25 protein-coding genes and 1 riboswitch are annotated in these 26259 nt (G+C 25.7%); of the genes, 4 read left to right on the top strand and 21 right to left on the bottom strand.

Annotated features, from left to right (window positions below; translation table 4 throughout):
* Positions 1-18: 18 nt before the first annotated feature.
* The 8 genes from F795_RS0100740 to F795_RS06245 all read right to left on the bottom strand — a co-directional run bounded on the left by F795_RS0100740 (position 19) and on the right by F795_RS06245 (position 8003).
* Entirely contained in the window at positions 19-396 is a 378-nt protein-coding gene (locus tag F795_RS0100740) for a hypothetical protein (protein WP_022935842.1), read from the bottom strand.
* Positions 387-1781 carry a glutamate--tRNA ligase gene (gene gltX / locus F795_RS0100735; RefSeq protein WP_022935841.1) on the bottom strand — a complete coding sequence of 465 codons (1395 nt, stop codon included), beginning with the start codon at positions 1779-1781 and terminating at the stop codon, positions 387-389. Before gltX ends, F795_RS0100740 begins: the two co-directional genes overlap by 10 nt.
* Before the next feature lie 13 nt (positions 1782-1794).
* Positions 1795-2637, bottom strand: coding sequence for a hypothetical protein (locus tag F795_RS06255; protein ID WP_022935840.1), 843 nt, complete (start codon positions 2635-2637; stop codon positions 1795-1797).
* A gap of 75 nt (positions 2638-2712) precedes the next feature.
* Positions 2713-3450: an ATP-binding cassette domain-containing protein gene (locus F795_RS06250; protein WP_022935838.1), complete on the bottom strand. Its 738-nt coding sequence runs from the start codon at positions 3448-3450 to the stop codon at positions 2713-2715.
* Positions 3450-4418 carry a lactate/malate family dehydrogenase gene (locus F795_RS0100715; protein WP_022935837.1) on the bottom strand — a complete coding sequence of 323 codons (969 nt, stop codon included), beginning with the start codon at positions 4416-4418 and terminating at the stop codon, positions 3450-3452. The genes F795_RS06250 and F795_RS0100715 overlap by 1 nt, the downstream gene beginning before the upstream one ends.
* Positions 4419-4422: 4 nt before the next feature.
* Positions 4423-5730, bottom strand: a complete 1308-nt coding sequence (locus F795_RS0100710) for a glucose-6-phosphate isomerase (protein ID WP_022935836.1) — start codon at positions 5728-5730, stop codon at positions 4423-4425.
* Positions 5720-6076, bottom strand: a complete 357-nt coding sequence (locus F795_RS0100705) for a S1 RNA-binding domain-containing protein (protein WP_022935835.1) — start codon at positions 6074-6076, stop codon at positions 5720-5722. Before F795_RS0100705 ends, F795_RS0100710 begins: the two co-directional genes overlap by 11 nt.
* A gap of 13 nt (positions 6077-6089) precedes the next feature.
* Entirely contained in the window at positions 6090-8003 is a 1914-nt protein-coding gene (locus F795_RS06245) for a hypothetical protein (protein WP_022935834.1), read from the bottom strand.
* A 92-nt stretch (positions 8004-8095) separates the two neighbouring features.
* Positions 8096-8191, top strand: a riboswitch (TPP riboswitch).
* A 36-nt stretch (positions 8192-8227) separates the two neighbouring features.
* Between F795_RS06245 and cypl the strand changes: the two genes are divergently transcribed.
* Positions 8228-9358, top strand: coding sequence for an ABC transporter thiamine pyrophosphate-binding lipoprotein p37/Cypl (gene cypl / locus F795_RS0100695; RefSeq protein WP_022935833.1), 1131 nt, complete (start codon positions 8228-8230; stop codon positions 9356-9358).
* Positions 9339-11006: a PhnE/PtxC family ABC transporter permease gene (locus F795_RS06240; RefSeq protein ID WP_022935832.1), complete on the top strand. Its 1668-nt coding sequence runs from the start codon at positions 9339-9341 to the stop codon at positions 11004-11006. Before cypl ends, F795_RS06240 begins: the two co-directional genes overlap by 20 nt.
* A 161-nt stretch (positions 11007-11167) precedes the next feature.
* On the opposite strand, the gene tsaD is transcribed toward F795_RS06240, so the two are convergent.
* The 9 genes from tsaD to rsmD are packed head-to-tail and all read right to left on the bottom strand — an operon-like array spanning position 11168 to position 17625.
* On the bottom strand, positions 11168-12100 hold the full coding sequence (gene tsaD / locus F795_RS0100685; protein WP_022935831.1) for a tRNA (adenosine(37)-N6)-threonylcarbamoyltransferase complex transferase subunit TsaD: 933 nt from the start codon (positions 12098-12100) through the stop codon (positions 11168-11170).
* Positions 12100-12663, bottom strand: coding sequence for a hypothetical protein (locus tag F795_RS0100680; protein WP_022935830.1), 564 nt, complete (start codon positions 12661-12663; stop codon positions 12100-12102). The genes tsaD and F795_RS0100680 overlap by 1 nt, the downstream gene beginning before the upstream one ends.
* A gap of 2 nt (positions 12664-12665) precedes the next feature.
* Positions 12666-13070, bottom strand: coding sequence for a tRNA (adenosine(37)-N6)-threonylcarbamoyltransferase complex ATPase subunit type 1 TsaE (locus tag F795_RS0100675; RefSeq protein WP_022935829.1), 405 nt, complete (start codon positions 13068-13070; stop codon positions 12666-12668).
* A gap of 8 nt (positions 13071-13078) precedes the next feature.
* Complete coding sequence (locus tag F795_RS0100670) at positions 13079-13726, bottom strand: ribulose-phosphate 3-epimerase (RefSeq protein ID WP_022935828.1); 648 nt, start codon at positions 13724-13726, stop codon at positions 13079-13081.
* A gap of 9 nt (positions 13727-13735) precedes the next feature.
* Entirely contained in the window at positions 13736-14578 is an 843-nt protein-coding gene (rsgA, locus tag F795_RS0100665) for a ribosome small subunit-dependent GTPase A (RefSeq protein ID WP_022935827.1), read from the bottom strand.
* Positions 14579-15613, bottom strand: a complete 1035-nt coding sequence (locus tag F795_RS0100660) for a serine/threonine-protein kinase (RefSeq protein WP_022935826.1) — start codon at positions 15611-15613, stop codon at positions 14579-14581.
* Between the two features lie 40 nt (positions 15614-15653).
* Positions 15654-16400, bottom strand: a complete 747-nt coding sequence (locus F795_RS06235; protein ID WP_022935825.1) for a PP2C family protein-serine/threonine phosphatase — start codon at positions 16398-16400, stop codon at positions 15654-15656.
* A gap of 5 nt (positions 16401-16405) precedes the next feature.
* Complete coding sequence (gmk, locus tag F795_RS0100650) at positions 16406-17041, bottom strand: guanylate kinase (protein WP_022935824.1); 636 nt, start codon at positions 17039-17041, stop codon at positions 16406-16408.
* 35 nt (positions 17042-17076) lie between these two features.
* Positions 17077-17625: a 16S rRNA (guanine(966)-N(2))-methyltransferase RsmD gene (gene rsmD / locus F795_RS0100645; RefSeq protein ID WP_022935823.1), complete on the bottom strand. Its 549-nt coding sequence runs from the start codon at positions 17623-17625 to the stop codon at positions 17077-17079.
* 152 nt (positions 17626-17777) lie between these two features.
* On the opposite strand from rsmD, the gene F795_RS06230 reads away from it, so the two are divergent.
* Positions 17778-19670 (top strand): MYPU_1760 family metalloprotease, encoded by a 1893-nt coding sequence (locus F795_RS06230; RefSeq protein WP_022935822.1) that lies wholly within the window; start codon positions 17778-17780, stop codon positions 19668-19670.
* Here the strand turns inward: F795_RS06230 and uvrB are convergent.
* A complete protein-coding gene (gene uvrB / locus F795_RS0100635; protein WP_022935821.1) occupies positions 19667-21679 on the bottom strand; it encodes an excinuclease ABC subunit UvrB in 2013 nt (670 codons plus the stop codon). The two genes, F795_RS06230 and uvrB, sit on opposite strands and share 4 nt — an antisense overlap.
* Before the next feature lie 63 nt (positions 21680-21742).
* Between uvrB and F795_RS0100630 the strand changes: the two genes are divergently transcribed.
* A complete protein-coding gene (locus F795_RS0100630; protein ID WP_022935820.1) occupies positions 21743-22483 on the top strand; it encodes a leucine-rich repeat protein in 741 nt (246 codons plus the stop codon).
* 50 nt (positions 22484-22533) lie between these two features.
* On the opposite strand, the gene F795_RS06225 is transcribed toward F795_RS0100630, so the two are convergent.
* Genes F795_RS06225 through F795_RS0100615 form a run of 3 tightly spaced genes read right to left on the bottom strand, consistent with a single transcriptional unit; the run spans position 22534 to position 26176 of the window.
* The gene (locus tag F795_RS06225) at positions 22534-22893 is read right to left on the bottom strand and encodes a Virulence-associated protein D (protein WP_022935819.1); all 360 of its coding nucleotides are present in this window, start codon (positions 22891-22893) and stop codon (positions 22534-22536) included.
* Between the two features lie 17 nt (positions 22894-22910).
* A complete protein-coding gene (locus F795_RS0100620) occupies positions 22911-23243 on the bottom strand; it encodes a variable surface lipoprotein (RefSeq protein ID WP_022935818.1) in 333 nt (110 codons plus the stop codon).
* Positions 23243-26176: an AAA family ATPase gene (locus F795_RS0100615; RefSeq protein WP_027120235.1), complete on the bottom strand. Its 2934-nt coding sequence runs from the start codon at positions 26174-26176 to the stop codon at positions 23243-23245. The genes F795_RS0100620 and F795_RS0100615 overlap by 1 nt, the downstream gene beginning before the upstream one ends.
* Positions 26177-26259: the final 83 nt, after the last annotated feature.

Here is a 26259-nt window from a genome sequence, read left to right as displayed (position 1 = left end):
TTATTGGACTAAAGTTAATTATTTAATAAAATCAATATAAATTTGATTCTCAGTTAAAACTTCGTTTTGGACTGAAATATTATAGAAAAAAGAAATTTGCTTAAGGCCTATATTAATAGTTTCTAAATGTCAATCAAAATAAATAGTTTTGCCTTCAGGCCCTTTATATTCATTAGGCACTTTAGAATCTAAAATCATATGAACTTTTTGATTAGCATACTCTAAATATATTTCTTCACTACTAATTTCTAGATGATGATCGTTTTTTCCATCACTAAAATTTAAAACAATAAACTGATCTCTTGTTTCTTCTTTGAAATCAATATAAGCAGTTTCAAAAGTAGTGGATTCTTTATTTAGAGCATTAGTTGAAATAGATTTATATTTTAACTTCACTTTTTAAGTCTTTCGAATACTATTTCTTTACCAAATAAGAATATTGCTTTAGCAAGTTCGGGGCCATGTTCTTCATAAGTAGTTGCAATTCTAATTGGCATAAATAAGTCTTTACCTTTAACATTTAATTTATTTTTGGTTTCATCAATAGCACTTTGAATATTTTCAATACTAAATTCTTTATTTAAAAGAATCGAAGCAAATGTACTCAAAACATTATTTTTTTCATAAGGAATATCTAAAGTTTTTTTGGTTTTTAAATAAATATTTAAGTCTTCTTTAAGCTGATTGTAAGTTACAGCATTTTGTTTATATGTATCTAAAAATAAAGTGGTTCATTCTTTGTCTTTTTTAATTTTAAGAATTTTATTTAGTTCTTCATTACTTTTAGTTTTCATATATTGTTTAGAGAATCAATCCATTTTAATAATATCAAACTTAGATGGGCTCTTTGAAAGTCTTTCTGGTTCAAATTTTTGAATAAGTTCTTCTTTAGTCATAAGTTCTTTAGCATCTGCTGAAGTTCAACCTAAAAGTGCTAAGAAGTTAAAGATACCTTCAGGTAAATAGCCTTCGTTTTTATAATCTTCAATAAATTGTTTAAGACTAGTATCTCTTTTAGAAAGTTTTTTGCCTTCCATATTTGTAATAATAGTTAAATGGCCAAAAAGTGGCATATCTCATTTTAATGCTTTATATATAGCAATTTGTTTAGGAGTGTTAGTAATATGTTCTTCGCCTCTAAGCACATGACTAATTTCCATACTATGGTCATCAACTACAACAGCAAAGTTATAAGTTGGATATCCATCACTTTTAACTATGACAAAATCACCAATATCATCACTATTAACAGAAATTAGACCTCTAACTAAATCATTTCATTCATAAACTTCGTTTTTAGGTAAGGCTAAACGAATAGAATATTCGTTGTTTTTATCTCTTTTAGCTTTCTCTTCTGGAGATATTTTAAGTCAGTTACGATCATATCTAAAAGAAACAATACCTGCTTTTTCTTGTTCATCATGTTGTTTCTTTAATTCTTCAGTCGAATCATAAGCTTTATAAGCTAAATTATGCTTTATTAAATCCTCAGCAATTTGTTTGTAAAGATCTAGTCTTTCGCTTTGACGATATTTACCATATTTTTTATTTGGTTTAAGTGGACTTTCGTCAGGAATAATACCAAGTCAAGCCAAATTATCTAATTGGCTTGCTTCTCCACCTTCAACATTTCTTTCAATGTCAGTATCTTCAAGCCTAAAAATAAATTCACCGCCAAAATGCTTTGCATATAAATAATTAAATAACGCTGTTCTAGCTCCACCGATATGTAAATATCCTGTTGGACTAGGTGCATATCTTGTTCTAATTTTATTTGTCATTTTACTCTCCTAATTACTCAGTTTCAAATGGAATTACAATTGGGTCAGTATAATCTTTTAAAGTCCATGTCTTAGACTCTGATTTTAATGGGAAAAATGGTCAAGCATATTCTAAATAATTATGATAACCAGTTATTCCGGGATTTCTAATAGCCATTTTAGACTTATCTACATCACTAAATAAGTTAAACCCTTGGTCTAAATATTCTTTTCATTTTGGATCAACGGTTAATTCATCTTCTAATACTTCTGCATCTGCTGGATATGGAGCTTTGCCATAATCAATTAATCTATATTTAGGAATATAAAAAATACTCATAAATAAAACATCGGCTCTATTTCTATATTTTGCATATTTTGAAGAACTAAAAACACTTGGAAAGTATTTTTGAAGTTCTACATTTGTATAAGCATAAACTCTATATTCATATTTAGGAAAAAGTTCTTTAAAATCTAAAATGTTACTATATAAATTTTTAAACTTTGTTGGTTTAATATTGTCATTAGCTTCTGGTATTCCATCAACTAAACTTACAATTCTTTGTTTTTGGCCATTGCCATCAACTTTATAAATATATTTCCCATCGCTATCAACTTTAAACTTATATAACTCATATGCTGGATCATCTTCAGCAACTGGGTTTAAGTTTAATAACATGTTTTCTCTAAATATTCTAGCTGAACCTTTTACTTTTCATTCTTTACTATTCTCATCATAAACAAAATTTTCATTGTTTTTTAAAAGAATAATAGGTTGTTTTTTACAAGCTGAACTTAATAAAATAGTAGGTGCTATTAAGCCTAAAGGTAATAAGCTAATTGCTATTGGATTTTTAAATAAATTTGTTTTTTTCATATTTTTCAATTATATATAAAAATGTTTTTAAAATTCAAAATAAAAGCAGCCTTATCTTATCAGCTGCTTCTAAAATTATTTTTCGTATAGTTCTTTAATAAATTTTTCATCTAGATCTTTTACATTACCAAGCGAAACTAATTTACCTTTTTTAAGCGCTATATATTTTTTAAAATATTTTTTTACTAAATCAAGGTCATGAATATTAATTAAAATTGTTGCATTATTTTCTTTAGAAAACTCTTGTAATAATTCAATTACTTCTTCACTTGTTTTTTTATCTAAACTAGTTGTAGGTTCATCGGCTAAAACTAAGGATACTTTTTTAAGCAATAATTTAGCAATTTCAACACGTTGTTTTTGACCGCCAGAAAGCTCATTTATTGTAGTGTGTGACTTGTCAAATATTTTTAATTTATCTAAAGTGTCATAAATTTCTAGTTCCTGTTTTTTAGAAACTATTTTAAAAAGTGAGTGAAAAAATGACTTGTATTTTGTATAAGTTCTAAGGATGCTTGTATAAGGAGTTTCAAAATCAAATAAAAAAGTTTCTTGAGATAAAAGTCCAATTTGTCTTAAAAGTTTTTTTCAATCCCTTCTAGAATATGCATAAATGCTTTTATTATCGATTAAAATGCTTCCGCCTAATAAAGATGTTATTTTTAAAATTGCATTAAATATGGTTGTTTTTCCTGACCCTGAAGAGCCTATCACTGCAACCATTTCACCATCTAAAATAGAAAAAGAAACGTCATGTAAAATAACGTTTTTTTTGTTATAACCTATTGAAGCTTTATCAAAATCTATTTTCATTACTTAATTGTAGTTTTAACTTTTATATCTTTTAGAACATCTAAGATGGTCTTTTTCATTTCGCCAGAGTATTCGTCAAATACTTTTTGTTCTTCTTCTTCAAGTCTTAATTTTGGTAAATGTCTATATCCATCTTTGCCTAAAATTACTGGTAAACCAAAATAGATACCACTATGTTTGTAGCAATCAGGAAGTTGTACTCCTAATGAGTGTACAGATTGTCTATCATTATTAATAGCAGCAACAATTTCAGCCAAGTTTTCACCAATACCGAAATTAGTGATTCCTTTACCTGAAATAATTTCAAAAGCTTCTGCTCTTACTTTATCATTTAGTTTATCAAGTCATTCTTTTGTAATAGTTCCATTTGCTAAAAAGTCTTTTAAAGAACAAAGTCCTATTCTCATTTTTAAGAATGGAATAATACAACGTTCACCATGTTCTCCAATAACAAAGCCTGTAATTGAAGATGACTTAATTTGTAATTTTTGTGATAAGAATTTTTTCATTCTAGCAGTTTCTAAAATTGTTCCTGAACTAATAACTCTTTCTGGTTTAAAATTAGAAACTTGTTGATATATTGTAGCCATAATATCAACAGGATTTGAGGCTAAAATTGTTATTCCATTAAATCCTGATTTTTTAACATTTAAAGCAATGTCTTTAATTAGGGTTGCATTATCAGTTAGAAGTTCCATTCTATTTTGTAATTTGTCACCTTTAGGTTTAACAGATGCAGTAATAATTAAAATATTGGCATCTTTTAAATCACTGTAAGTTCCGGCTTGAAAAGTTGATCCACAGTTTGGCATTGAACAAGCTGCATCATTTAAATCTTTAGCTTGAGCTTCTGCGAATTTTTCAAAAGCATCTATTAAAATATAGTTAGCTTCAACTTGTTTATTTAAAGCTGCATATAAAAATGAACTTCCTACTGCACCTACTCCAATAATTCCTATTTTATTCATATTACTAATTTCCTTTCTTTAAAATATCTTTAATTTTCTTAATAAAGTTTCCATTAAAAATATCTAACACTTCACTTGAAAATGGATTTGTATTTTCTAAATAAGCACTCATTAGTGTTGCTTTTTGAATAAAAGCTAATATTCAAGCAATTCCACTTTCAGTATCATCATTTATGTGTATTTTAATATTTGGTATTTTATATATGATAACACTATTTTCAATAATGGTGTTTTGAATTAGTTTATTAATAGAATTAAATGTTAAACCTGATGCACTTAGCATACTATCTTCCGGAACATTTGATGTTTGAATTTTATAATCATATTTAGGATTATCTAAAATCAAATTAGTATTAAAAGTTAATAAATTGTTTTCACACATTAATTGAGATAAAGCTTTAATATCTGAAGCTGCATTTGACACAGACACAAAAAGACCTTTTGCTTTTTTGTTAGTAGTTTCAGATAAATACATTTGTAATAAAGCACCTAATTTAAATGTTTTTTTGCTAAACACATTTAAAAATTCAGTCTTAAAATTATTCCTTTTTAAAATTTCTCTAATCGCAGCATATTGATAAGCAACGTTTCTTGTTAAATCAGATTCAGAAAATCTTTCATGTGCTTCAACTGATTCATCAATAAATTTATTTATATTAAGCCCTAAACATGCTAATGGAAATAAAATAGCTGGCGTATATGTTAAATATTTTTCTGTAATGTTATCAAATAAAGCAAAGTGATTGTAATTATTTTTTTGACAAAGTTCATACATTTTTCCATAGTTATTATTTGTGGTTATAAAAATATATTTGTTAGCATTATTCCTACCTATAATTTTTTCAAGCATAATTTTAAATTCTCTAAACAGTAATAAAGTTTCTATATTATCACCACATTTAGAAATAACATTAATTGCAAAAGGTTTTGAAACTAAAGCATTTGTAATTTTTGCAAGTTCATCTCCATCAATACTTTCATCAACATAAATTAATTTTAGTTTGCTGCCTAAAATATTATTGGTTTGAACAAAGTCTTCAATAGCTTGAATTTGTAGCAAAATTGCTTTATTGGCAATGATAACTAAATATTCAATTTGTTCTTCTAACAAGAGATTTTTTGATTTTTCTAATATTAATTCATAATCCTTTTTTAAGACATTTTTAGAAGGATCTAAGAACCCTAAATATTCTGATTCATTAACAATTTTTTTATTAATTTTATTGTTAATATCAGCTATTTTTTCTGCATACTCAAAAATTGCTTTTTCTTTAACCGCGTAATCATAATCTAATTTTATTTTATTTGCCATATCTAATTCCTTTATTTACAAAATCTAAAAGCGCTTCAAAGTTATTATCTTTGTCACTATCCAATTTAAATTCAAATGGGTTTTTTAATTCTTTAGGATGTATCCTTTTAAATGAAACTACAAGTTCACCGGTTGCCATAATATCAATAATAACAACTTCTTTTATGCTTCCTATTTTAAACATATTTTTTATGTCTTTAATATAATAGTCACTTACTTCATTAATATTGAGAAAACATCTATTATTATTTTTGGTAGTCAGATAAATAACATTTTTCCAAATTTTAGTTACTTTGACTTTGATTATTTGTCCTATTTCAAATTCTTCATCATTTGTTCAAATCATTTAATTTACCTTTCTAATTTATTTTTTCTAGTTCCTTAAGAAACTTTTTCTCAAGTTGATTAAAATTATTTAATCCTAAAAATATTCCTTTTTGTAATGGGCTAATTCCAAAGAATTTTTCTGACAACAAATAAAATTTTTTGTATTCATTTTTAAAATCTACTTGACTTTGTGATGAAAAATCTTTTATTGCTTTTTCAATAGCTTCATTTCTTTTTTTAACTCATTCAGTTTTAATATCATTATATAACAGTAACATAGAAATCATATTAGATTGGTTGAATCTCGTCATAAAATCTTTTTCAATCATAATATTTTTAAGAATTTCAAAATAACTATTATTAAAATCAAGCAAAGGTTTTATTTTAATTTCAATATCTTTATCATTTTTTAAATCGTTAATTGCACTAATTGATTTATAGACAGCTTCATTTGCGAAAGACATTCAATAATAATCAAGCAAAGATTTATTTTCCGAAATTAATTGTTGGAAATTAAAATCTTCTGAACTATTGTTATTTTTAAACTCATCATAAGTAATTTTATTTTTTTGATTTTTTGCAATTATAAATTTAACAAATGAATTAATTTGTCTAGTCGTATATAAGTTTAATAAATTACTTATTAATGAAAAGGTCGAATTTTTTAAATAAGGATGGGCATTTCAACCATCTACAAGTTGACTTACTGCATCAAAAATATCATTGGAATATTTCTTATTGTCTTTATAATAGCTACCAGTATCCAATTTAAATATTTCTTTTTCTAAAACTTTATCAACTAGTTCTTTTTTGATTTCATAAAGTTCTAAGATTTTTTGAATTTTTTCAGCATAGTTTTTTACATTATTACTTAATAAAGTTTCAATTGATTCACGATCAAATACTTGACCTACAATTTCTGATTTTATATTTTGAGTTAAATTAGCAAATGATCCAAATTTTTGGATAATAGATTGAATTAAATTAGAAAATAATTTAAGTTGTTTTTCTCATTCTAATTTAAAAATATTTTTTTGTTCGGACACTTCAAAACTTTTATCAAGTGCTACTTTAGTTTGTTCGTCAATTTTAATTTTTATTTTTGTTAATAAATAGTCTAAATATACACTTAGTGGCAAATTATCTTTTTCATAACTTGTTACACATACATTCAAATATTTTTGTATGTCAGAATTAATCATTTTCATTTCAGAAACAAATTGCTTAATTTTTAAATCAATATTAGGAATACTATTAACATTTGCATTTAACTTTGTGTTGTTAACAAATAATAAAAGTAAGCTATCAAACTCTTCTTTTAAAGTTCCAACATATTTAAAAAATTTCTTAAATGATTCGCCATTAGTTATATTAACACTTTCAAGTATATCCTTTGGTTCTAATGTTGGATTTTTTGTTTTTTCTTGTGCTAATTTAGTAAAATCTTTTAAATAAAAATCGAACATAAGTTCTAAGAATAATTCAAATTGTTCAAAGATCTTATATGATAATTTTTTATCAATTGCGTTAGTAGTTGAATATGTTTCAATTTCATCTATGGTAATATTTGCTAGTCTTCAAAATTCAGAAATAAAATTAATATTTTTATCTGAAAAATCATATATTCAAGCATTTTGAATATGACCTTTTTTATCAACATTATTAATTACTGTAAATTCTAAAAAAGTACTTTCTGTAAATTGTTTTTTAAGATTTTCACTAATACCTAAATCAGGGCTATTTAGGTAATCAAATAATGATTTTTTATAGCCATCTAAAAACTTGCTTATATCAGACAAAGCTTCTTTCTTTGAATATCTTCTATCTACATTATCTTCAATAATTTTTATTTCTTCATTGTCTTTATTCTTACAACTAATTAATATAGGAAATAAAGGCATAGTAGGTAAAGAACATAATAAAAATTTAGTGATACGCTTTTCCATAATTCTCCTTACAATAAGTAATAATATAATAATATATTTTACATTAAAACTAGATTTCCACAATTAATATAAAATATAATATAATTTATTTAGCAAAGAAACAGAGGTGCTTTTTTTATAAAAGCTGAGAAATACTCTTAATAGCTGATCTAGTCAATACTAGCGTAGTGAGTTTCGAAATTTTTATTACTTTTTTCTTTGTTATATTTTATTGAGGTAAATATATGAAAGCAAAAAAGATATTATTTAGTTTAACTTTGGGGACACTTTTTTCTTGTGCCCAGCTTGCAATTAGTTGTACAAAAAATACGCTAAATATTACAATTAGAGAACCTTGAAGTTATAACCATGACACAAATTTTATAAAACAAATTGTTAATGAATATAATTATTTGATAAATAGTGAAAATTTGAACTTACAGCCAATAAAAGAAAGTAATGCAAATTATGTAGGTGAAAACCACAATACATATTTAGATCTTATAAAAAAATCTGTTGACGTAAGTTACATGACTACTGAAAATTATTATCAACATAAAGAAGACTTAAATCCTATTATACAAACAATGACTTATGCTTTTAAATTTGATAAAGAATCAAATCAATATTACTCTGATGGTTCAAGTACTGACCCACTTGTAAAAATTGCAAAAGAAGCCGAAACATATTTTGCTGCAAAACCTTATGAAACTTGAAATGATGATGAATATGAATGAAATGGTATTAAATATAATTACTTTTATGATGAGAATAAGAAACTTGTAGATTTTTATAGAGGTTGTATAATAATTTGAGGAGACGAGCAAACTTTAAAAGGAATTAAAGAAGCATGAAATAACAAAGATTGAAATGCATTTAGAAATTACGGAATAATGTTTGGCAAAGAAACTAGTGCAAGCAAATATAAATTACAAGAAGCTCTTTTTAAAAAACATTTTAATAATTTTAAGTCATTTAGAGCAGATCAATTAAACAATGCAACAAAATATATACAAGGAAAAGCTAGAGACTTATCTAAAGGTAGCAATGCAAAATATCATATTGTATTCGACGAACTTGGGTCTTTTGCATATACACACAATAGCAAAAATGGAGTTAAAAACAATTATTATACATGTACTAACCCTAGCCATAAAATAGAGTTTTTAACTGCTACAGAGCCAATGAAATTTGATTTATTTGTTATAAATAAGTCTATGGAATTTGCAAAACAAAAACTTATTTCTAAAGCCATTTATAATGTTTGAATTAAAAATAAAGATGAATATGGCCCCCTTGTTGGATATAATGGATATAGAATAATAAATAATTTAAATGAGGAAGTAATTGTTCCATATGAAAAACTTTTTAAATAACATATCAATAAAAAATGAAAAATTTAATTCATATATTAGTAATAAAACAACAACTATCAAAGGCCCAAAAAGACCTTTGATAAAGGCTTTATTCTGAATTTTACTAATTGGGTTATTAATATATTTTTTGACTAATATTAACTGAAGAATATCAAAAGAAGGCTTTGGTATTTTTGCCTCAAACATTAAAAGATTTTTTCAGCCGGTAATAATTAGCAATTATATTAAAGGCGGCAATCTCTTTTATTTATCTATTATAGCTATGGCTAAAACTTTTTTATTTGCTTTAATAGGAACACTGGCAGGTGGTGCACTTGCATTTATAACTTCCATTTTTTCAAACTATAAAATGAATAATAAATATGTTGCAATTACTTTTAAAATCATTACAACATTTTTAAGAATATTACCTGAACTTATTTTTATATATTTATTTATTTTATCTTTTGATAGAGGAATTTCCTTATTCTTAATTTATTGTTGATTTAGTTGATTGTGATTGCATGAATACTTTACGCAAACAATAATGACTGCTGAGTTTTCTATATATTACCAAATATTAAAGACATCTAATTCTAAATTTAAAGCTTTTTTCCAAGAAATACTTCCTCAAATAAAAAATAAATTTATTAATTACATGATCTTTTCATTAGAATCAAATATTAGATGAGGCGCTTTACTTTCGATGTTTGGCTTTATAAATATTGGGACTTATTTAAATAGCCCTATTACAACTACTAACTATAAATATTTTAATGAATTAATGGTGCCACTTTTTGTACTTACAGTATTTTTCTTATTATTTGATGGACTAATATATGGAATAACTAATTTTATATTAAAAGATAAAACCATTACAATTGAAAAATTTAAAACTGTAAAAAGAAAAAAATATATTAAAACTATTTTCTTAATATTATTTTCAATTTTCATTTTAGTTATGCTTTCATATTTTATTTACTTAAATAGAAATAATCATTTTTATCCGGCTGAAGCTAAAAAATATTTAGTTCAGTTATTTAACCCTAATTGAAAAAATATTAAAAATGATAATGTATCTATTTTTTCATTACTAAGTGAGTACATTAGTTTAATCACAATTACTCTAATTCTTTGTTTTGCTTTTACATACATAAAACTAATATTTAAGAATTATTATTTAAATAAAAAAGTTTACTATATTTTAAAAATTAAGAACACAGCAATAAGATTTTTACCAGTTACTATTCTATTCATTTTATTTTATACATTCTTTATTACTCCGCAAACTGCTTTTGTTTTTGCATTTGCAATACATTCAAGTACAGCGCTTGCTAGAAACTTGGAAAAGAAAATTAACGACATTAATTTAACGCAATTAAAAGTAGAATATCACTTAACAAATTCTAAATTTCAAACATTTAACAAATTTATATTCCCATATATTAAACCAACACTGCTTTCACTATTTACTTATGAAGCAGAAAAAACTATGAGAAACTTTGTTTTATTTGGTTCATTTACCTCTAGTTTATTGGGTTTAAAAGCTACACTAGCTAGATACAAAGAATTTAATGATATCGCTCCGTACATTTGAATTCAAATATTTATTGTGGGTTTAGTTACACTAGGCTCATGACTAATTAGAAGAAAATATATTAATCAATAATATTTTTAAAAAATCTTTACAAATAAGCGCATATTTAAAAAAATTAGTATCCAAAAAATACTAATTTTATTTTTTATCTTTAAACAAAGGGAATTTCAAAAAACATAATTATTATTGTTAAGTGTAAAAAATTTAAAAAAGTCCATGTTCAAAGGACTTTTTTAATTATTTTTAATTTTTTCTAAAGCTACTCTGGCAATCATCATAGCATTATCTGTGGTATATTCCATTTTTGGAAGAAAAACATTTTTATGTAACTTTAAAAACATCGATCTAATTCCTTTATTAGCTGATACTCCACCTGCTAAAACTAAGCAATTAGGTTTATATTTCTTAATAGCTAATTTCATTTTGTTTTTTAAATAATCAATTACTGTATTTTGAAAAATAGTTGAATATTTATTAACGTCGACAATTTTCTTTTTCAGTTGATCATTATTAATAAGATTAATTATTTTGGTTTTAAGCCCACTAAAAGAAAAATCTAATTCATTATGAGTAATAGGCAATTTGTATTTTTCTTTATATGTCCCACTATATTGTGCTCATATATTATCAATAACAGGACCGCCAGGAAATCCAAGATCTAGCTTCCTTGCAACCTTATCATATACTTCGCCAACAGCATCATCAAGTGTCTCACCTAATATTTGATAATCGAAATTAGATTTATATAGAACTAATTGCGTATGTCCTCCAGAAACAATTAGGCCCAACGCAGGAAACACAACTTCTTTTTCTATAAAAGCTGAATAAAAATGTCCTTCTAAGTGGTTAATTGGAATAATGGGCTTATTTATAACTAATGATAATGCCTTTGCTACAATGTAACCAACTTGCAATGAACCAATCAAACCTGGTTCTTTTGTATAAGCGATATAATCTAATTTATTAATGTAATTTAAGTTTTTTAGTTCTTCTAGCAATAGCCCAATGTTAGTAACATGTAATCTTGCTGCAATTTCGGGAATAGTACCACCATACTTTTTATGTATTTCTGTTTGGCTTAAAGTTTTCATTCATATTGGTTTGTTATTATCCAAGATAGCAAAAGATGTATCATCATGAGAAGATTCAATAGCAAATATAATCATTATTTTATTTCTCCTATTTGAGGGTCGGTTAAATAAATTGGCTCTAATTGATAAATTTCTTTTTTATTAACTTTCTTAAATTTTTTAATAAAAAAACTGAGATGTTTTTCAAAAAAATCATAATCAAATTTTGTTCAATTATTATCGTTTTTTATAGTGACTATTTTTTCAAAATCTCCCTTCTTAGAAAAGATAATTTGAAAATTAGTTTTTTTACTTATTTTTATATTTACATACTCACAATTATTATGTTTTTTAATTTCTTGCTCTTTTAATAAATCATATGTTGAAATAGTAAAAACATCTTTATTTGAAAACATAGCAGCTGTTTTTGCAAAAAGAGAAGCTATTCTAGAACCCATAAAACTTCCAGGTCCTAATGTAATATAAATATTTAAATCTTTAACTAAAATGTTATTGCCTAATATTTTTTCTAATTCATCATAAAAAATATCTGTCTTGCGTGCAACATTTTCAATATTAGTTTTTTTAACTATTTCATATTTATCGTTAAAAATTAAAAAATATAAATTGTCTAAAGATGTATCAATAAATAAATTCATAGTTAGTTTTCCCTTTTGTCAATTAATTCTACTTCAAATATATGGTTAGCATTTTTATCCAATTTGATGTTAATATTATAGTAATAATCAAAATTATGTTTTATATTAGAAGCTCATTCAATAATAACTAATTTACCATCAAAAAATTCTTCATATATATCAATACTACCTTTTAATTTATAAGCATCTATATGTACTAAATGATCATAAATTAAAAGTGTATTAAATGTTGGGGAAATAATAGTTTTAGTTTCGTTTAATAATTTGCCAATTTCTTTAGTAAGGGTTGTTTTACCTGCCCCTAATTCACCATCCATTAAAATTGCTTCAACGTTTTTGTCTTTTAAAAGTTCAGTAGCTAATGGTAACAATGATTCATTATTTTTAAATATATAAGTCTTTTTCATTTTGGCCTTTATTTTAATAATTCTTTTATTGTTTCTTTGCTAAAGTTTTTTACTAAATAAGACCCAACTACTGCAAGATCAACGCCTGCTTTAAAACAATTTTGAATAGTTAAATTATTAACTCCACCGTCAATTTGAATAATTACATTTTGATTTTGTTTTCTTATTTGATCTTTAATATTTTTCACTTTATCTAAACTAGATTCAATAAATTTTTGTCCACCCTTGCCAGGATATACGCTCATAACAAGAACTAATTTTAGTTTATCAAGATATGGATATAATAATGCAATTTTTGAATTTGGACTTACTGCAAGCCCTAATTTAACATTATCAATTTCTGCTTTTTTGAATAATAATTGTAAAGTTTTCTCATTTAAAGCTTCAATATGAAATGTTAAAATATCTCCTATTCCTTTATACATTTCATAATATTCAAAAACATCTTCAACCATACAATGAATATCCATAGTATGCTTTTTACATTCTTTTTTAATAGTAGAAACTTCATCTAAAGTCAAAGCTTTGTTAGGCACAAATATTCCATCCATAATATCATAATGAACATTTGTTATACCTCATTCAATTAATTGATTAACATAATTTACCAAATTTAGTTTTGGAACATCTAAAATTGATGGACTTAATTTTTTCATATTAGCTCCTTATTCATTTGTTAATCTTTTTAGAAAACTTAAATAGTTTTCATATCTTTCCTGTTTAATAATTCCTTCTTTAACTAAACGCTTAACTTCACAATCTTGCTCAGATTCATGAAAATGTTGGCAAGTTCTAAACTTGCATAATTTAGAAGCTTCTCTAAAAGTTTTAAAAGCTTTAGGAAGTTCATTAATGGTTAAGTCAAACTCAATAGAAGAAAAACCAGGGGTATCGATTATTTCTCCCCCATTAAAGTCAATAAGACTAACTTCTCTTGTTGTATGCTTTCCTCTATTTAAAGCAAACGATATTTCTTGAGTTTTAAAATTTGTTTTAGCTAAATAATTAATAAGCGTAGTTTTACCAACGCCAGTTTGTCCAACAAAGAAACTTGTCTTATCTTTGAATATATCACGTAACCCGTCAAAGCCTTGTTCGGTTTCATAATTAATTTCAAAAACTTTATAACCTTGTGATTTATAAAAATCTATTTTTGAACTTGATGTAAGGTCTTTTTTGGTTAATACAATAACAGGATCTACATTTTTATTTTCAATAATAATTAAAAATTTATCTATTAGTTGAGAACTAAAATCAGGTTCAACTAATGACATAACAACAATTGCTTGATCAACATTTGCAATTTTAGGGCGAAGAAAAAAGTTCTTTCTCCCTAAAATTCTATGTATTAATTTGTCTTTTTCAAATTCTACATAATCGCCAACAATGGGTTGAATGTCAAGCAACCTTAATTTTCCGCCGCCTCTAACGCGATAAATTTCTTTATCACTTTCGCACTTAACATCAAAGAAGCCTGCAACTGATTTAACTATTTTACCTTTTAACATCTATATAATTCCTTTAACTGATAGAATAACTAATACTATTGCAACTATTATTAAAACAGCAAAAGACACTATTAAACCAATAGTAAATTTTTTAGTATTAATCCTTTCTACCAAACTTTTTTTGTTTTTTTTTGTTTCATCAAATGTAAGCCTAGGTACTGTATGCAAATCAGTTCTCATACAAATAGATAAGTCATTATATAAAGCTGTACAATCAGCATACCTATCTTCTGGTTTTTTGGCAGTACATTTAATAACAATATTTTCTAAAGCTTGTGGGATAGTTTTATTTGTTTTAGGAAGAGGGGGAAACTCTCTATTAACATGAAGGTATGCTATTGTAGCGTGATCTTTACCTGCATAAGGTAATTTACCATCAGCAAGCATTTCGTAAAGCATAACACCAAAGGCATAAATATCTGATTGAACTGAAGGTTCAGCAGATTTTAAAACAAGTTCAGGAGCAACATATTGCACAGAACCTACAATTGTGTTAGCTCTGGTAACACGTTCTGCTTCTTCACCATCAAGCGAAATACCTAAATCAATTAGCTTAGCCACCCCATTTTTATCAAACAAAACGTTGCTTGGTTTTAAATCTCTATGAACAACATTTGCAGCATGAATATCAATAAGCCCTTGACAAATATCTTTAGCAATGGAAACAATAGTGTCACAATCCATATGTTCTTTTAATATTTTTGTTTTAAGGCTTATACCATCAATGTATTCCATCGCAACATATATTTCATCATTTGTAGGATCATTACGATCAATATGAACATATTCGCCAAAAATTCTTACAACATTATTGCTTATTATTTTTTTCATTAATCTAATTTCATTAATAAAGCGTTTTTTATTAGCTTCTATTCTAGGAGCATTTAATGTTAAAAGTTTAATAGCAAATTTTCTATGATCTTTTCTATATCTAGCAGAATATACAGATCCAAATCCACCATCAGCCAAAAAAACAAAATCATAAAAATTCTTTTGTAGATTTTTGTATTTTAGTAATTCGTCTTCTTTTTTCATTTTTCCCTCTTTATTTTTTTATTTTATGCCTTATATGAAGTTAAATTTCAACAATTACTATAGACATATTATCATTAGACATATTGTGCTTTGCATACTTAATTAAAGTATTTGCTTTTTCTTCTAATGATAAATTTTTAGCTTGAATAATTCTTTCAAAAAGTGGCTTATCAACTCAATCATGTAAGCCATCACTAGTTAAAATAATATATTTTGCATTTGAATCTTTATTATATACAAAACCATCTGGTGTCATTATTTTGTTAGGCCCCAAACAACTTGTTAGTTTATTAGCAAAAGGATGTTTTTCTGCTTCGTGAGGTTTCATTGTACCTTGCCTAATTCATTGATTCATAACATTTTGATCTTCTGTAACTTGATGTAAAAGTCCATTATAAATATATGTTCTTGAATCCCCAACATTGAAAACATAAATATGTTTTTCTTTTGGATAAATTAAACTAGCTGTTAAAGTAGTTCCCATATCTCTAAAAGTTGGATCTTCTTCAGCGGTTTTATTCAATTGATGTTTAATAGCGCTTAATGCATTAATAAATCAAATATTAATTTCCTTTTTATTTTTATAGTCAATATTTTCGTCAAAATGATTTTGAAAATATTGTTCAAAGGTTTGGATAGCGATACTAGCAGCTTTAGATCCACCATAGTGTCCACCCATACCGTCGCAAAGCATTGCTAAAACTCAGTCGCCTTTTACTGCAACACCAACTCTATCTTGATTTTCCGGTCTAACAATTCCAACATCAGATTTAAATGTATATTCCATATTAATTACGCTTTTCTACCTTCAGATTCTTCTGGCTTTTCTTCTAAAATGTGAGCAAATTCTTTTTTAATAATATCAGTAACTTCTTTTACTGTTTGATCAATGTTATTATTTACAACTATGTATTCGAAAAATGATGATTGTCCAATTTCTTCTCTAGCTTTAGCCAATCTCTTTTTAATAATTTCTGGAGATTCTGTATTTCTCCCAATAATTCTATTTTCTAATTCTTTAAATGAAGGAGGCATTATAAAAATTGAAACAATTTCATCTGCCTTCTTTTTTGATTTGTAATATTGAACAACTTGAGTTGCACCATTAGTTTCAATTTCTAAAACAGGGATCATACCTTGTTCACTAATTCTTGCAATTTCTGAATATAGGGTTCCATAATAATTATCAAAGTGAAGTGAATATTCAATAAGTTTATTATCTGCTAAACATGCATCAAATGTTTCTTGAGAAACAAAGTAATAATGAACACCATCAATTTCGCCTTCTCTTGGGCGTCTTGTTGTTACTGAAACAGATAATTTCAATTTTAAATCTTTGTTTTCAAAAAGAGCTTTTTCAATAGTGCCTTTTCCAACACCACTTGGGCCTGTAAATATAATTAATTTTCTTTGATTTTTCTTTGCCATTTTAACCTCTTTATAATTAATAAATGTAATTTTGTTTAAATAACTTTTAAATAATAAATATATATTTTACCATACTTTTTGCATTTCATAACTTCAAACTTTGATAAGTCTATATTAAGATTTTTTTCATTGGTTTCTACTAAAATTAGTCCATCTTCATTAAGAATTTTTTCTTTGTGAATAATATTTAAGCACTCCAATAAAAGTTTTATTTCTATAAAAGGAGGATCTAAATAAATAAAATCAAATTTCCTTTTATTATTCATTCTTGTCAAATAAGTTATTGCATCAGTATTATAAGAAAGAAGATTTTCTTCATTAAGTGCTTTTTTATTTTTATTCAATATTAAGAAAGCATTTACATCTTTTTCTATACAAATAGCACTTTTTGCATTTCTTGACAAAGCTTCTAAACAAAAACTTCCACTACCTGAAAATAAATCTAAAAACGTTTTGTCTTCAATATCAAATTGAATACTAGAAAAAATAGCTTCTCTAACTCTATCAATTGTAGGCCTTGTTGTTTTTCTTGCTGGTTGTTCAATTAATCTATTTCTATATTTTCCTGCAATAATTCTTAACATGATAATCCTTTATATTTATATTTATTATATAGACTATTAAAAAAACAAAGATTAAAAAAATACTTATAAGAATACTTTTTTCAAAAAATGTGCCTATCTAAAAATAATTAAAATAAGATTTAAAAAAATGTATTTATAATATTAATAATATTATGAATACAAAGAACAACAAAAATACAAAACGTACAAATCTAATTTACGTTGTAGTTATCCCCATTTCTCTTCTTTTGATCTTGGGATTTTTTGCTATTGTTGTAATGTTTGTTTTAAAATCTTTTTCTTCTAACTTGCAAACCAATTTTGCTATTGATGAAAAAAACAAAATTTCTTACAATGTAAAATACTCTGAAAATAATAAGATTAGTAAAGATTACAAATTTGATGAACTTTTTTTTGAAGAATATCCTTATGCTAAAGATAGCAAAGGTAACTATAAATATTTTTTTAATAAGGAAGGTTTAGAACTTTTAAGCAAAGAATTTAAGCGCCGGGCAAACTTCGGACCTGAAATTTTCGAAATTCAAAAAATATCTATAAATAAGCGTTATTCTAATAATGCTGGGCAAGATGTTAATGGTTTATATAACCCAGAAACTAAGGAAATTATTCTATTTACAACCGAATTAACTAAAGCTAGAAATGGGTATCAAAAAAGTTGAGATACAGTAGATCTTAATAAAAAAGTTGAGATGGTTTTACCTACACTAGTTCACGAATATACACACCATATTGCAAACGTATATAATAATTCAGGGAAAAAGACAGATAATAATTACACAACAAATTATTACTATAAATTAGCTGAAAATAGTTTTAATTTTTACAAAGATATTTTCATTAAAAACTATACAAACAATACTAAGTTTATTGACGGAATAAAAAAATATTTATATAATGAAAATTACAAGAGCTATGAATCTTATTTATTAGATGCTATTTCTAACAACTCAATATTTAAAAATTTTTCTGCTTATGATCTTTTTAACTTTGCAAATACTAAAAGTTCTAATTTAAGTTATGCAGACAAATTAAAATGACAAAACTTTGAAAACAAAGAATATTATTTTAATAATCCTAATCCTGCTTTAAGTATTCGTTTTGCTTCGCCAATAACAGAAGATAGAATTGACTATTTATATTCTATAGAAGAATTAATTGCTAGAGAATTTGTTAAATTAACATACACTAATTCCAAAACAATTTACAATCCTTATTCTAGTCTTTTTGAAAATATTGCTTATTTTAAGAAGGAAAATGGATATTTCATAAGTTCATTTGGGGATGATATATTAAAAAATATTGCTAATGTACAATCTTTAAATAATTTAGAAATAGTATCTACCAATTGGGTTTTTGATAATGAACTTCGCAAATATAAAAAATTAGTTAGACAAACTTTTTCACTTCAAAATGGTTATTCTTTGCCTTTTAAAAGTTTACCTGCTAATGAAAACGTTAAAGGTATTTATAAAACTTATATGGATTTAATGGGTTATGGTTTGCCAATAAGCTATTTTTCATATAATCAATATAACCAATTTAATGATATAGTTTTAGGCGGTTATTTAAAGTTAGATAATCCTTATAAAAATATTTATTTAGTTGCATCTAATTCAATTAAAGAAGAAAATATTAAACTAAATGTATTTAAAGCTAATACTATAGTAAAAACAAAATGACAAAGTTTTATTGAAGACACTAACTCTGATGTAAGTTTAATAAATCAAGATAAAACTCTTTATAGTTATGTTACAGATCCCTTAGATATTTCAAAACTAACAAATTTAAATAACTCGACATTTAATTTTAAATTTTGAATAGATAAAAATAATAATGGCCAAAAAGATTCAAATGAAATAGTTGAAATAGCAAATGCTAATTTTTATGCAAGACAAGAAGAAATTAAAAGGTCAGTTATTAATATAAGAAAGTATATTGAAAATAATAATATTACTTTAGGTTTAAATAATTCTTATAAAATAAGCATAAAAAAAATCGATACTTTAGGAGATATAAAGTATCAATATGTATTAGAAAAATATTAATTTTTGTTTTTAATATCTTCAGCATCAATACCTAATTCAAACAAGTGATCTCTAATTAAAATAGCTTCTTCAAACTTATTTTCTTTAGAATATTTTTTCATTTGTCTAATTAAATTATCAATGTATTTTTTGTTATAAACAACATCAGCATTTTTATCTTTGATGTCAAAATAGCCTTCAATGTCTTCTAGAACTCAAGAACTTTGAATTGGAGCAGTAATAGGCTTAATAATTGTTTTAGGTGTTATATGATTTTTTACATTATATTCTTCTTGAATTTTTCTCTTAGTTAAGTTGTCTTGAATACATTCTCTCATACCACTTGAAATTGTATTTGCATAAAAGATAACCTTACCATGATCATTTCTCGAAGCTCTACCTACAATTTGAATTAAGCTTCTTGCATTTCTAGAAAGTCCATTTATATCAGCATTAAGAACGCAAATTAAACTAACTTCAGGGATGTCAATTCCTTCACGCAATAAATTAATTCCAATAACTACATCATACTTGCCTAATCTTAAAGCTTTAATAATTTCATTACGTTCAAAAGTTTTAAATTGATCATGAATGTATGCTGCTTTTATTTTATTTTCTTTTAAATATAAAGAAAGTTCCTCAGCATGTTTTTTAGTTGTTGTTAAAATTAAAGTTCTTTCATTTTTGGCAATTTGATTTTTAATATTGTCATAAATATCATTAATTTGATTATCTTTACTTCTAATTTCAATAATAGGGTCTAATAAACCTGTTGGTCTTATATATTGCGAAACTACTTCACCATATGTTTTATTTAGTTCATAATCGCCCGGAGTAGCGGACAAATATATCTTTTGAAAATTAAAGCTCTCAAATTCTTTTAGAGTAAGCGGCCTATTGTCTAAAGCTGAAGGTAATCTAAACCCATAATCAACTAAAGTTTGCTTTCTAGATCTATCGCCTTCATACATACCTTGTAATTGAGGAATCATTAAGTGACTTTCATCTAAAAATACTAAAGCATCATCAGGCAAATAATCAAATAATGAGTACGGTCTTTGTCCAGGTTTTCTACCGTCTAAATATCTAGCATAGTTTTCAATACCACTTGTATATCCAAATTCTTCAATAGAATCTATATCATTAAGTACTCTATCTTTAATTCTTTGAGCTTCTAATAATTTTCCTTCTTTTTTAAAATATTCAATTCTTTCATTTAACTCTTCTTTAATTTCTTCAATCATATTTTTCATTACTTCATCTTTAACAGTATAAGTGGTAGAAGGAAATATTGTTAAACTAGATAAGTTTTTAATTTTATCCTTTGTTATAGGATGAATTTGAGAAATTGCTTCTATTTGATCATCAAAAAATTCAATTCTTAAATTATAATCATTTGTATATCCAGGAGCTATTTCTAAAACATCTCCTTTAATATCAAAATCTCCGCGATCAAGTTCTGATTTTTTTCTATTATATCCAATTTTAATTAATTTACTAATAATTTTTGATCTTTCAATTTTTTGATTTATCTCTATAGGTAAGAAGTTTTTTCGATATTCATTAGGATTATATTCACCATAAATTGAAGCAACGGAAGCAACCACAATTGTATCTCTTCTTATACTTAAAGCATTAATAGCAGACATTCTCATGGATTCTAAAATCTTACTATTTTTTGAAACTTTCTCTATATACAAGTCGCTTTTGGGAATATATGCTTCAGGCTTATAATAATCAAAATATGAAACGAAATATTCAACTCTATTATCGGGAAAAAATTCTTTAAGTTCACTATATAATTGACTAGCTAAAGTTTTGTTGTGACTAATTATTAAAGCTGGTCTTTGCATTCTTTCAATAACATTAGCTACAGTAAAAGTTTTACCAGACCCTGTTACTCCTAAAAGCACTTGATGCTCTTTATTTTCTTTTAGACCTTCAACAAGTTGTTCAATTGCTTTAGGTTGATCTCCTGCAGGTTTATATTTTGAAACTAATTTAAATTTAATATCTTCGTTGTCATTCATATTAAATTAAATTATATTATATGTATATTAGAATAAGTAAAAATATGGTAAAATTAGTAAATTATGAAAAACACAAAAAGAAACAACAAAATATTTTTAGGAACTTTAATCGCATTACCGATTGTTTCTATCCCATTTTTAACTTTTTCATGTGGTTGCAATGGTGGGGAAAAAACTAATCGTTTTTGCATTAACTATTTACACAATTTTGACAAAACAACACGTACCCTTGATTTAAGTAAAACAAATATTACACACATTCCGGACGGTTCATTTGCTAAATCATTTTTAGAAACTTCTGTAAAAGAAGCTAAATTAGCAAACTATAATGATTTATTTGTAAATGGAGAAGTTAACATTAGAAAGATTATTTTTCCTGAATCAATAGAATATATTGGAAGAGCTGCTTTTGAAGCACTTCAAATTGAAGAATTAGATTTTACTAATTGTAAAAACTTATCACTTATAGATTCCAATGCATTTTGAAAAAATAAAATTAAAACTTTAGTTTTACCTAATACTACAAAAGAACTAAAATTGAATAGACAAGCATTTGCTTTAAACTTAATTGATAATTTAACTCTTGGAACTAACATTCGTTCACTTGAAAATGGTATATTTGAAGCAAATAAATTAACTAACTTGGAATTATCAGAAAATATAACGAGTGCCTCACTTGATAGTTTTGTTCAAGAAGGAAATATAACTTTAATTGTTAAAAATGCAGATCTTAAATCTTATCTTCAAAAGCAATTAGCTTCTGATGAATACAAAAAATTTGTTTCAAAAATTACAATTAATTAATATTTAGAAAAATTAAAAATCTCCTTATTGCAAGGAGATTTTTTAAATTATTATTTATTTGGTTTTTTAGTTTTTCCAGCTTCTATTTCTGTTTCAAAATCTTCTTCGTCCATCTTAATTTTTTGTTTTGAATTTTGAACATACTCAGTAAAGTCAGAAAGGTCATCCATTTTAAAAACATGTAAAGTGACTAATGAATTAACAAATCAACTAAATTCTTTGATTGCTTTAATCGCTTCAAAAACTCTAGAAAGACTATTTAATGTTTGCGAGAAATAAAAACTATTTGACAATCAATGAAATCCATAGTGTCTTAATGAATTTCTAATTTCTTCATAAGCATCTTGATAATTATTACCATAATTTTCAATTAATTTTTGTTTGTTTAAATAAAAAACTATTCCGTACATTTTTTTCCTTTCTTTATTTATTTAGTAGATGTATCATACATATCAGTTAAGTTTGCTGTCGATGTATAAACTTTATTTATAATTTCATCATAAATTTTTTCACGTTCTGCTTTATTTGTAACGCCATTTAATTTTGTTGAAAGCTCATCATAAATTCTTTTTGCAAAATCTTCATAATCATTAGGAATACCTAATTTTTTAGTAACGCTAACTCTATAACTTTTGTTTTTTCTTAATGCTCTTTTTAATTTACCTTTTTTGCTAGTTTCACATGAAACAAAAACTAAAGGTAGACTAGATATTGATAAAGTTAAAGCACCTAAAAATAATATTTTCTTATTTTTTTTCATTATTTACCTTCTTCTTTAATTAATTCTTTTGCTTCTACAAGGTTAACTCCAAAGAATGTGGTAACACCTCTTTTTTGCATTGTAGCACCATATAATTTGTCAGCTCTTTCCATTGTTCCTTGTCTATGTGTAATAACAATAAATTGAGTATCTTTTTTAAGACTTTGTAAAAACTCAGCAAATCTAATAACATTGGCTTCATCAAGTGCAGCTTCAACTTCATCTAAAATACATAATGGAAGAGGTTTCGCTTTAAGCAATGAAAATAATAATGAAATAGCAATAAGTGCTTTTTCTCCACCTGAAAATAATTTAAGATTTTTAATTGCTTTTCCAGGAGGTTGTGCAATAACATCAATACCTGATTCCAAAATATTATCAGGATCAGTATATCTTATTTCAGCCATACCACCACCAAACATCTTGCCAAAAACAAATTTAAATTCACCATTAACAAGATTAACTGTTTCTGTAATTCTTTCAACAATCATCTTATCCATTTCATTAATAGCTTCTTCAATTGTTTTCTTAGCAACTATAATTTGATCTTCTTGAGTTTTAACTTCATCGTATCTAGTTTGAACTTCTTCTAGTTGTTGAATAGCTTCTAAGTTAATATGCCCAAGTTCTCTAATATCTTGTTTTAAGTTTTCTACAAGTTTTCTTGCTACATCAAAATCAATGTCAGGTTTGTAATATTGTTGAGCAGTTTCGAATAAAAGTCCATATTGTTCAGATAATCTTTTTTTAGCACTGTCAATTATAGTTTCAGCACGTGCTTTGTCACCTATCTTTTTTCCATTTTCGTCTAAAAGTTGCTTTAACTCTTCGTCAAGCTCATTCTTTTTAACAATGGTTTGATAGTATTGCTCTTCTGTAGTACGAAGAATTTCCTTTTGAGTTCTTAGTTGAACACTTAAATCACTCTTCCTTGCAAGGTTTTCATTAATCATTTTTGTAAAGTCAACATTTGATTCAAAGGTAATTTTTTCATTTGAAATTTGTGAATACAATAATGATAATTTATCAAATTCTTCTGTGTCTTCAGCTAGCTTAACTTCATAAGAATTTTTTTCTGCCATGTAATTACTAATTAAAGATAAGGCAGTTTGTTTTTCAAATTCTAATTTTGAAATTTGTTCTTTTAGGGTTGAAATATTTTTTTCAAGTGGTTGAATAAATGATTCTAATTCTTTAATTTGATCTTCTAAACTAAATGCAGAAACTGTTTGAGAAGCTTGCCCACCGGTCATAACTCCACCAATACGAATAATGTCACCATCTAAAGTTACAACCGTATATTTCTTTTCTAATAAAGAATGTAATCTAACAGCACTTTCAATAGTATCGCAAACTAAAACATTGCCTAATAAGAAACGTTTTAAAACTTCATATCTCTTTTTAGTGGTTACAAGTTCAGAAGCAACTCCTAAAAATCCTTCTTGAGTTTGAGCAACAACAATATGTTGTTCTGCAACAAATCTAGGTGAAATAGAAGATAAAGGAATAAAGGTGGCTTTACCGCCATTATTAGCTTTTAAAAAGTTAATAGCAGCAGTGGCAGTTTCTGGTTCATCAACAACAATGTGTTGTGCAGCACTTGATAAAACAACTTCAATAGCCCTTATATAATCTTTATCAATTTGAATGAGTTCGCTAACTAAACCTTCATATCCTTTAAATAAATGTTGGTTTTCAACAATAATTTTAGTTCCTTTAGCTAATGATGACTTATTTGTCATTTGATCTTGAATAACTTCAATCTTGTTTTTAACTTTGTTTAATTTGTCATTTTCAATATTATATAGTCTACTAAATTCACTTATATCAGAATTATATTTAACAGATTTAATTTCTAATTCATTTAATTGTTCATTCTTTTCTTTGATAAACTCTTTATATGAAATAATGTTTTGATTTAAAACGCTTAAAGAATGTTTTAGAGTTTCTTTCTTTTGACCTGGATCAACATTTTTTTGACCACTCAAAATAAGATCTCTTTCTTTTTCTTCTTTAACCTTTCTAATTTCCATTTCTTGAATAACTTCATTAATTTCTGCAAGCTCTTTAGAAATCTCTTCAGTACTTTTCTTTAAATTATCAAGAAGTTCTTTCTTTTCACCAAGCGAAGTATTATATGATTCCAATCTAACTTCTAAATCTTCTTTAACAAGCATAAATTCTTTAGCTTGTTGAGTTAATTCTTTTAATCTTTCTGAAAAGAAAATAAAATCATGTACTAAAAGAGCAACTTCAACTTCTTTAAGCTGGTCACTTTTTTCCATATAAATTTTTGCCTTTTCAGCTTGACGTTGTAAAGGTTTAACTTGTTTTTCTAATTCTTGAACTAAAACCGAGATTTGTGCAAGAGCTTCTTCTGTTCTTTCTAATTTCTTTTGAGCATCAACTTTTCTATAACGATACATTGAAGTACCTGAAGCTTCTTCAAAAATTTCTCTACGTCTTTCAGGAGTAGCTTCTGCAATATCACTAATAGTACCTTGGCCAATAATTGCAAGAGAAGATTTTGAAATACCACTTTCCATTGCAATTTCTTTAACTTCTTTTAATTTTGCGGGTTCGCCATTAATGTAATATTCATTTTCACCTTTTCCTCTATTCAAAACACGAGAAATAGTAAAAACATCATAAGGAATCTTAATAGCTCTATCTTTATTATCAAAAGTTAAAGTAACTTCTGCTCGGTTCATTTCTTTTTCAGTTTTAGAACCGGCAAAAATAACATCTTCCATGTTATCGCCACGTAATGCTTTATAACTAGATTCACCTAAAACTCATCTAATAGCATCATTAATATTGGATTTCCCTGAACCATTAGGACCAATTATAGCAACAACACCACCATCAAATTTCAAAGTTACTTTATCAGCAAAAGACTTAAATCCGTGTGCTTCAACTTGTATTAACTTCATAATTGCCTTTCTTATTTTTTATCTTGTTTATTAATCATTTTTAAAATTTGCTTTGTTTCAAAATTACTTATTAAATTTTGCTG

Origin of the sequence: Metamycoplasma orale ATCC 23714, assembly GCF_000420105.1 — a bacterium.
GTDB classification, from domain to species: Bacteria; Bacillota_I; Bacilli_A; order Mycoplasmatales; family Metamycoplasmataceae; genus Metamycoplasma; species Metamycoplasma orale.
The sequence above is the reverse complement of the archived record's forward strand: the minus strand, read 5'-3'. Positions and strand labels throughout refer to the sequence as shown.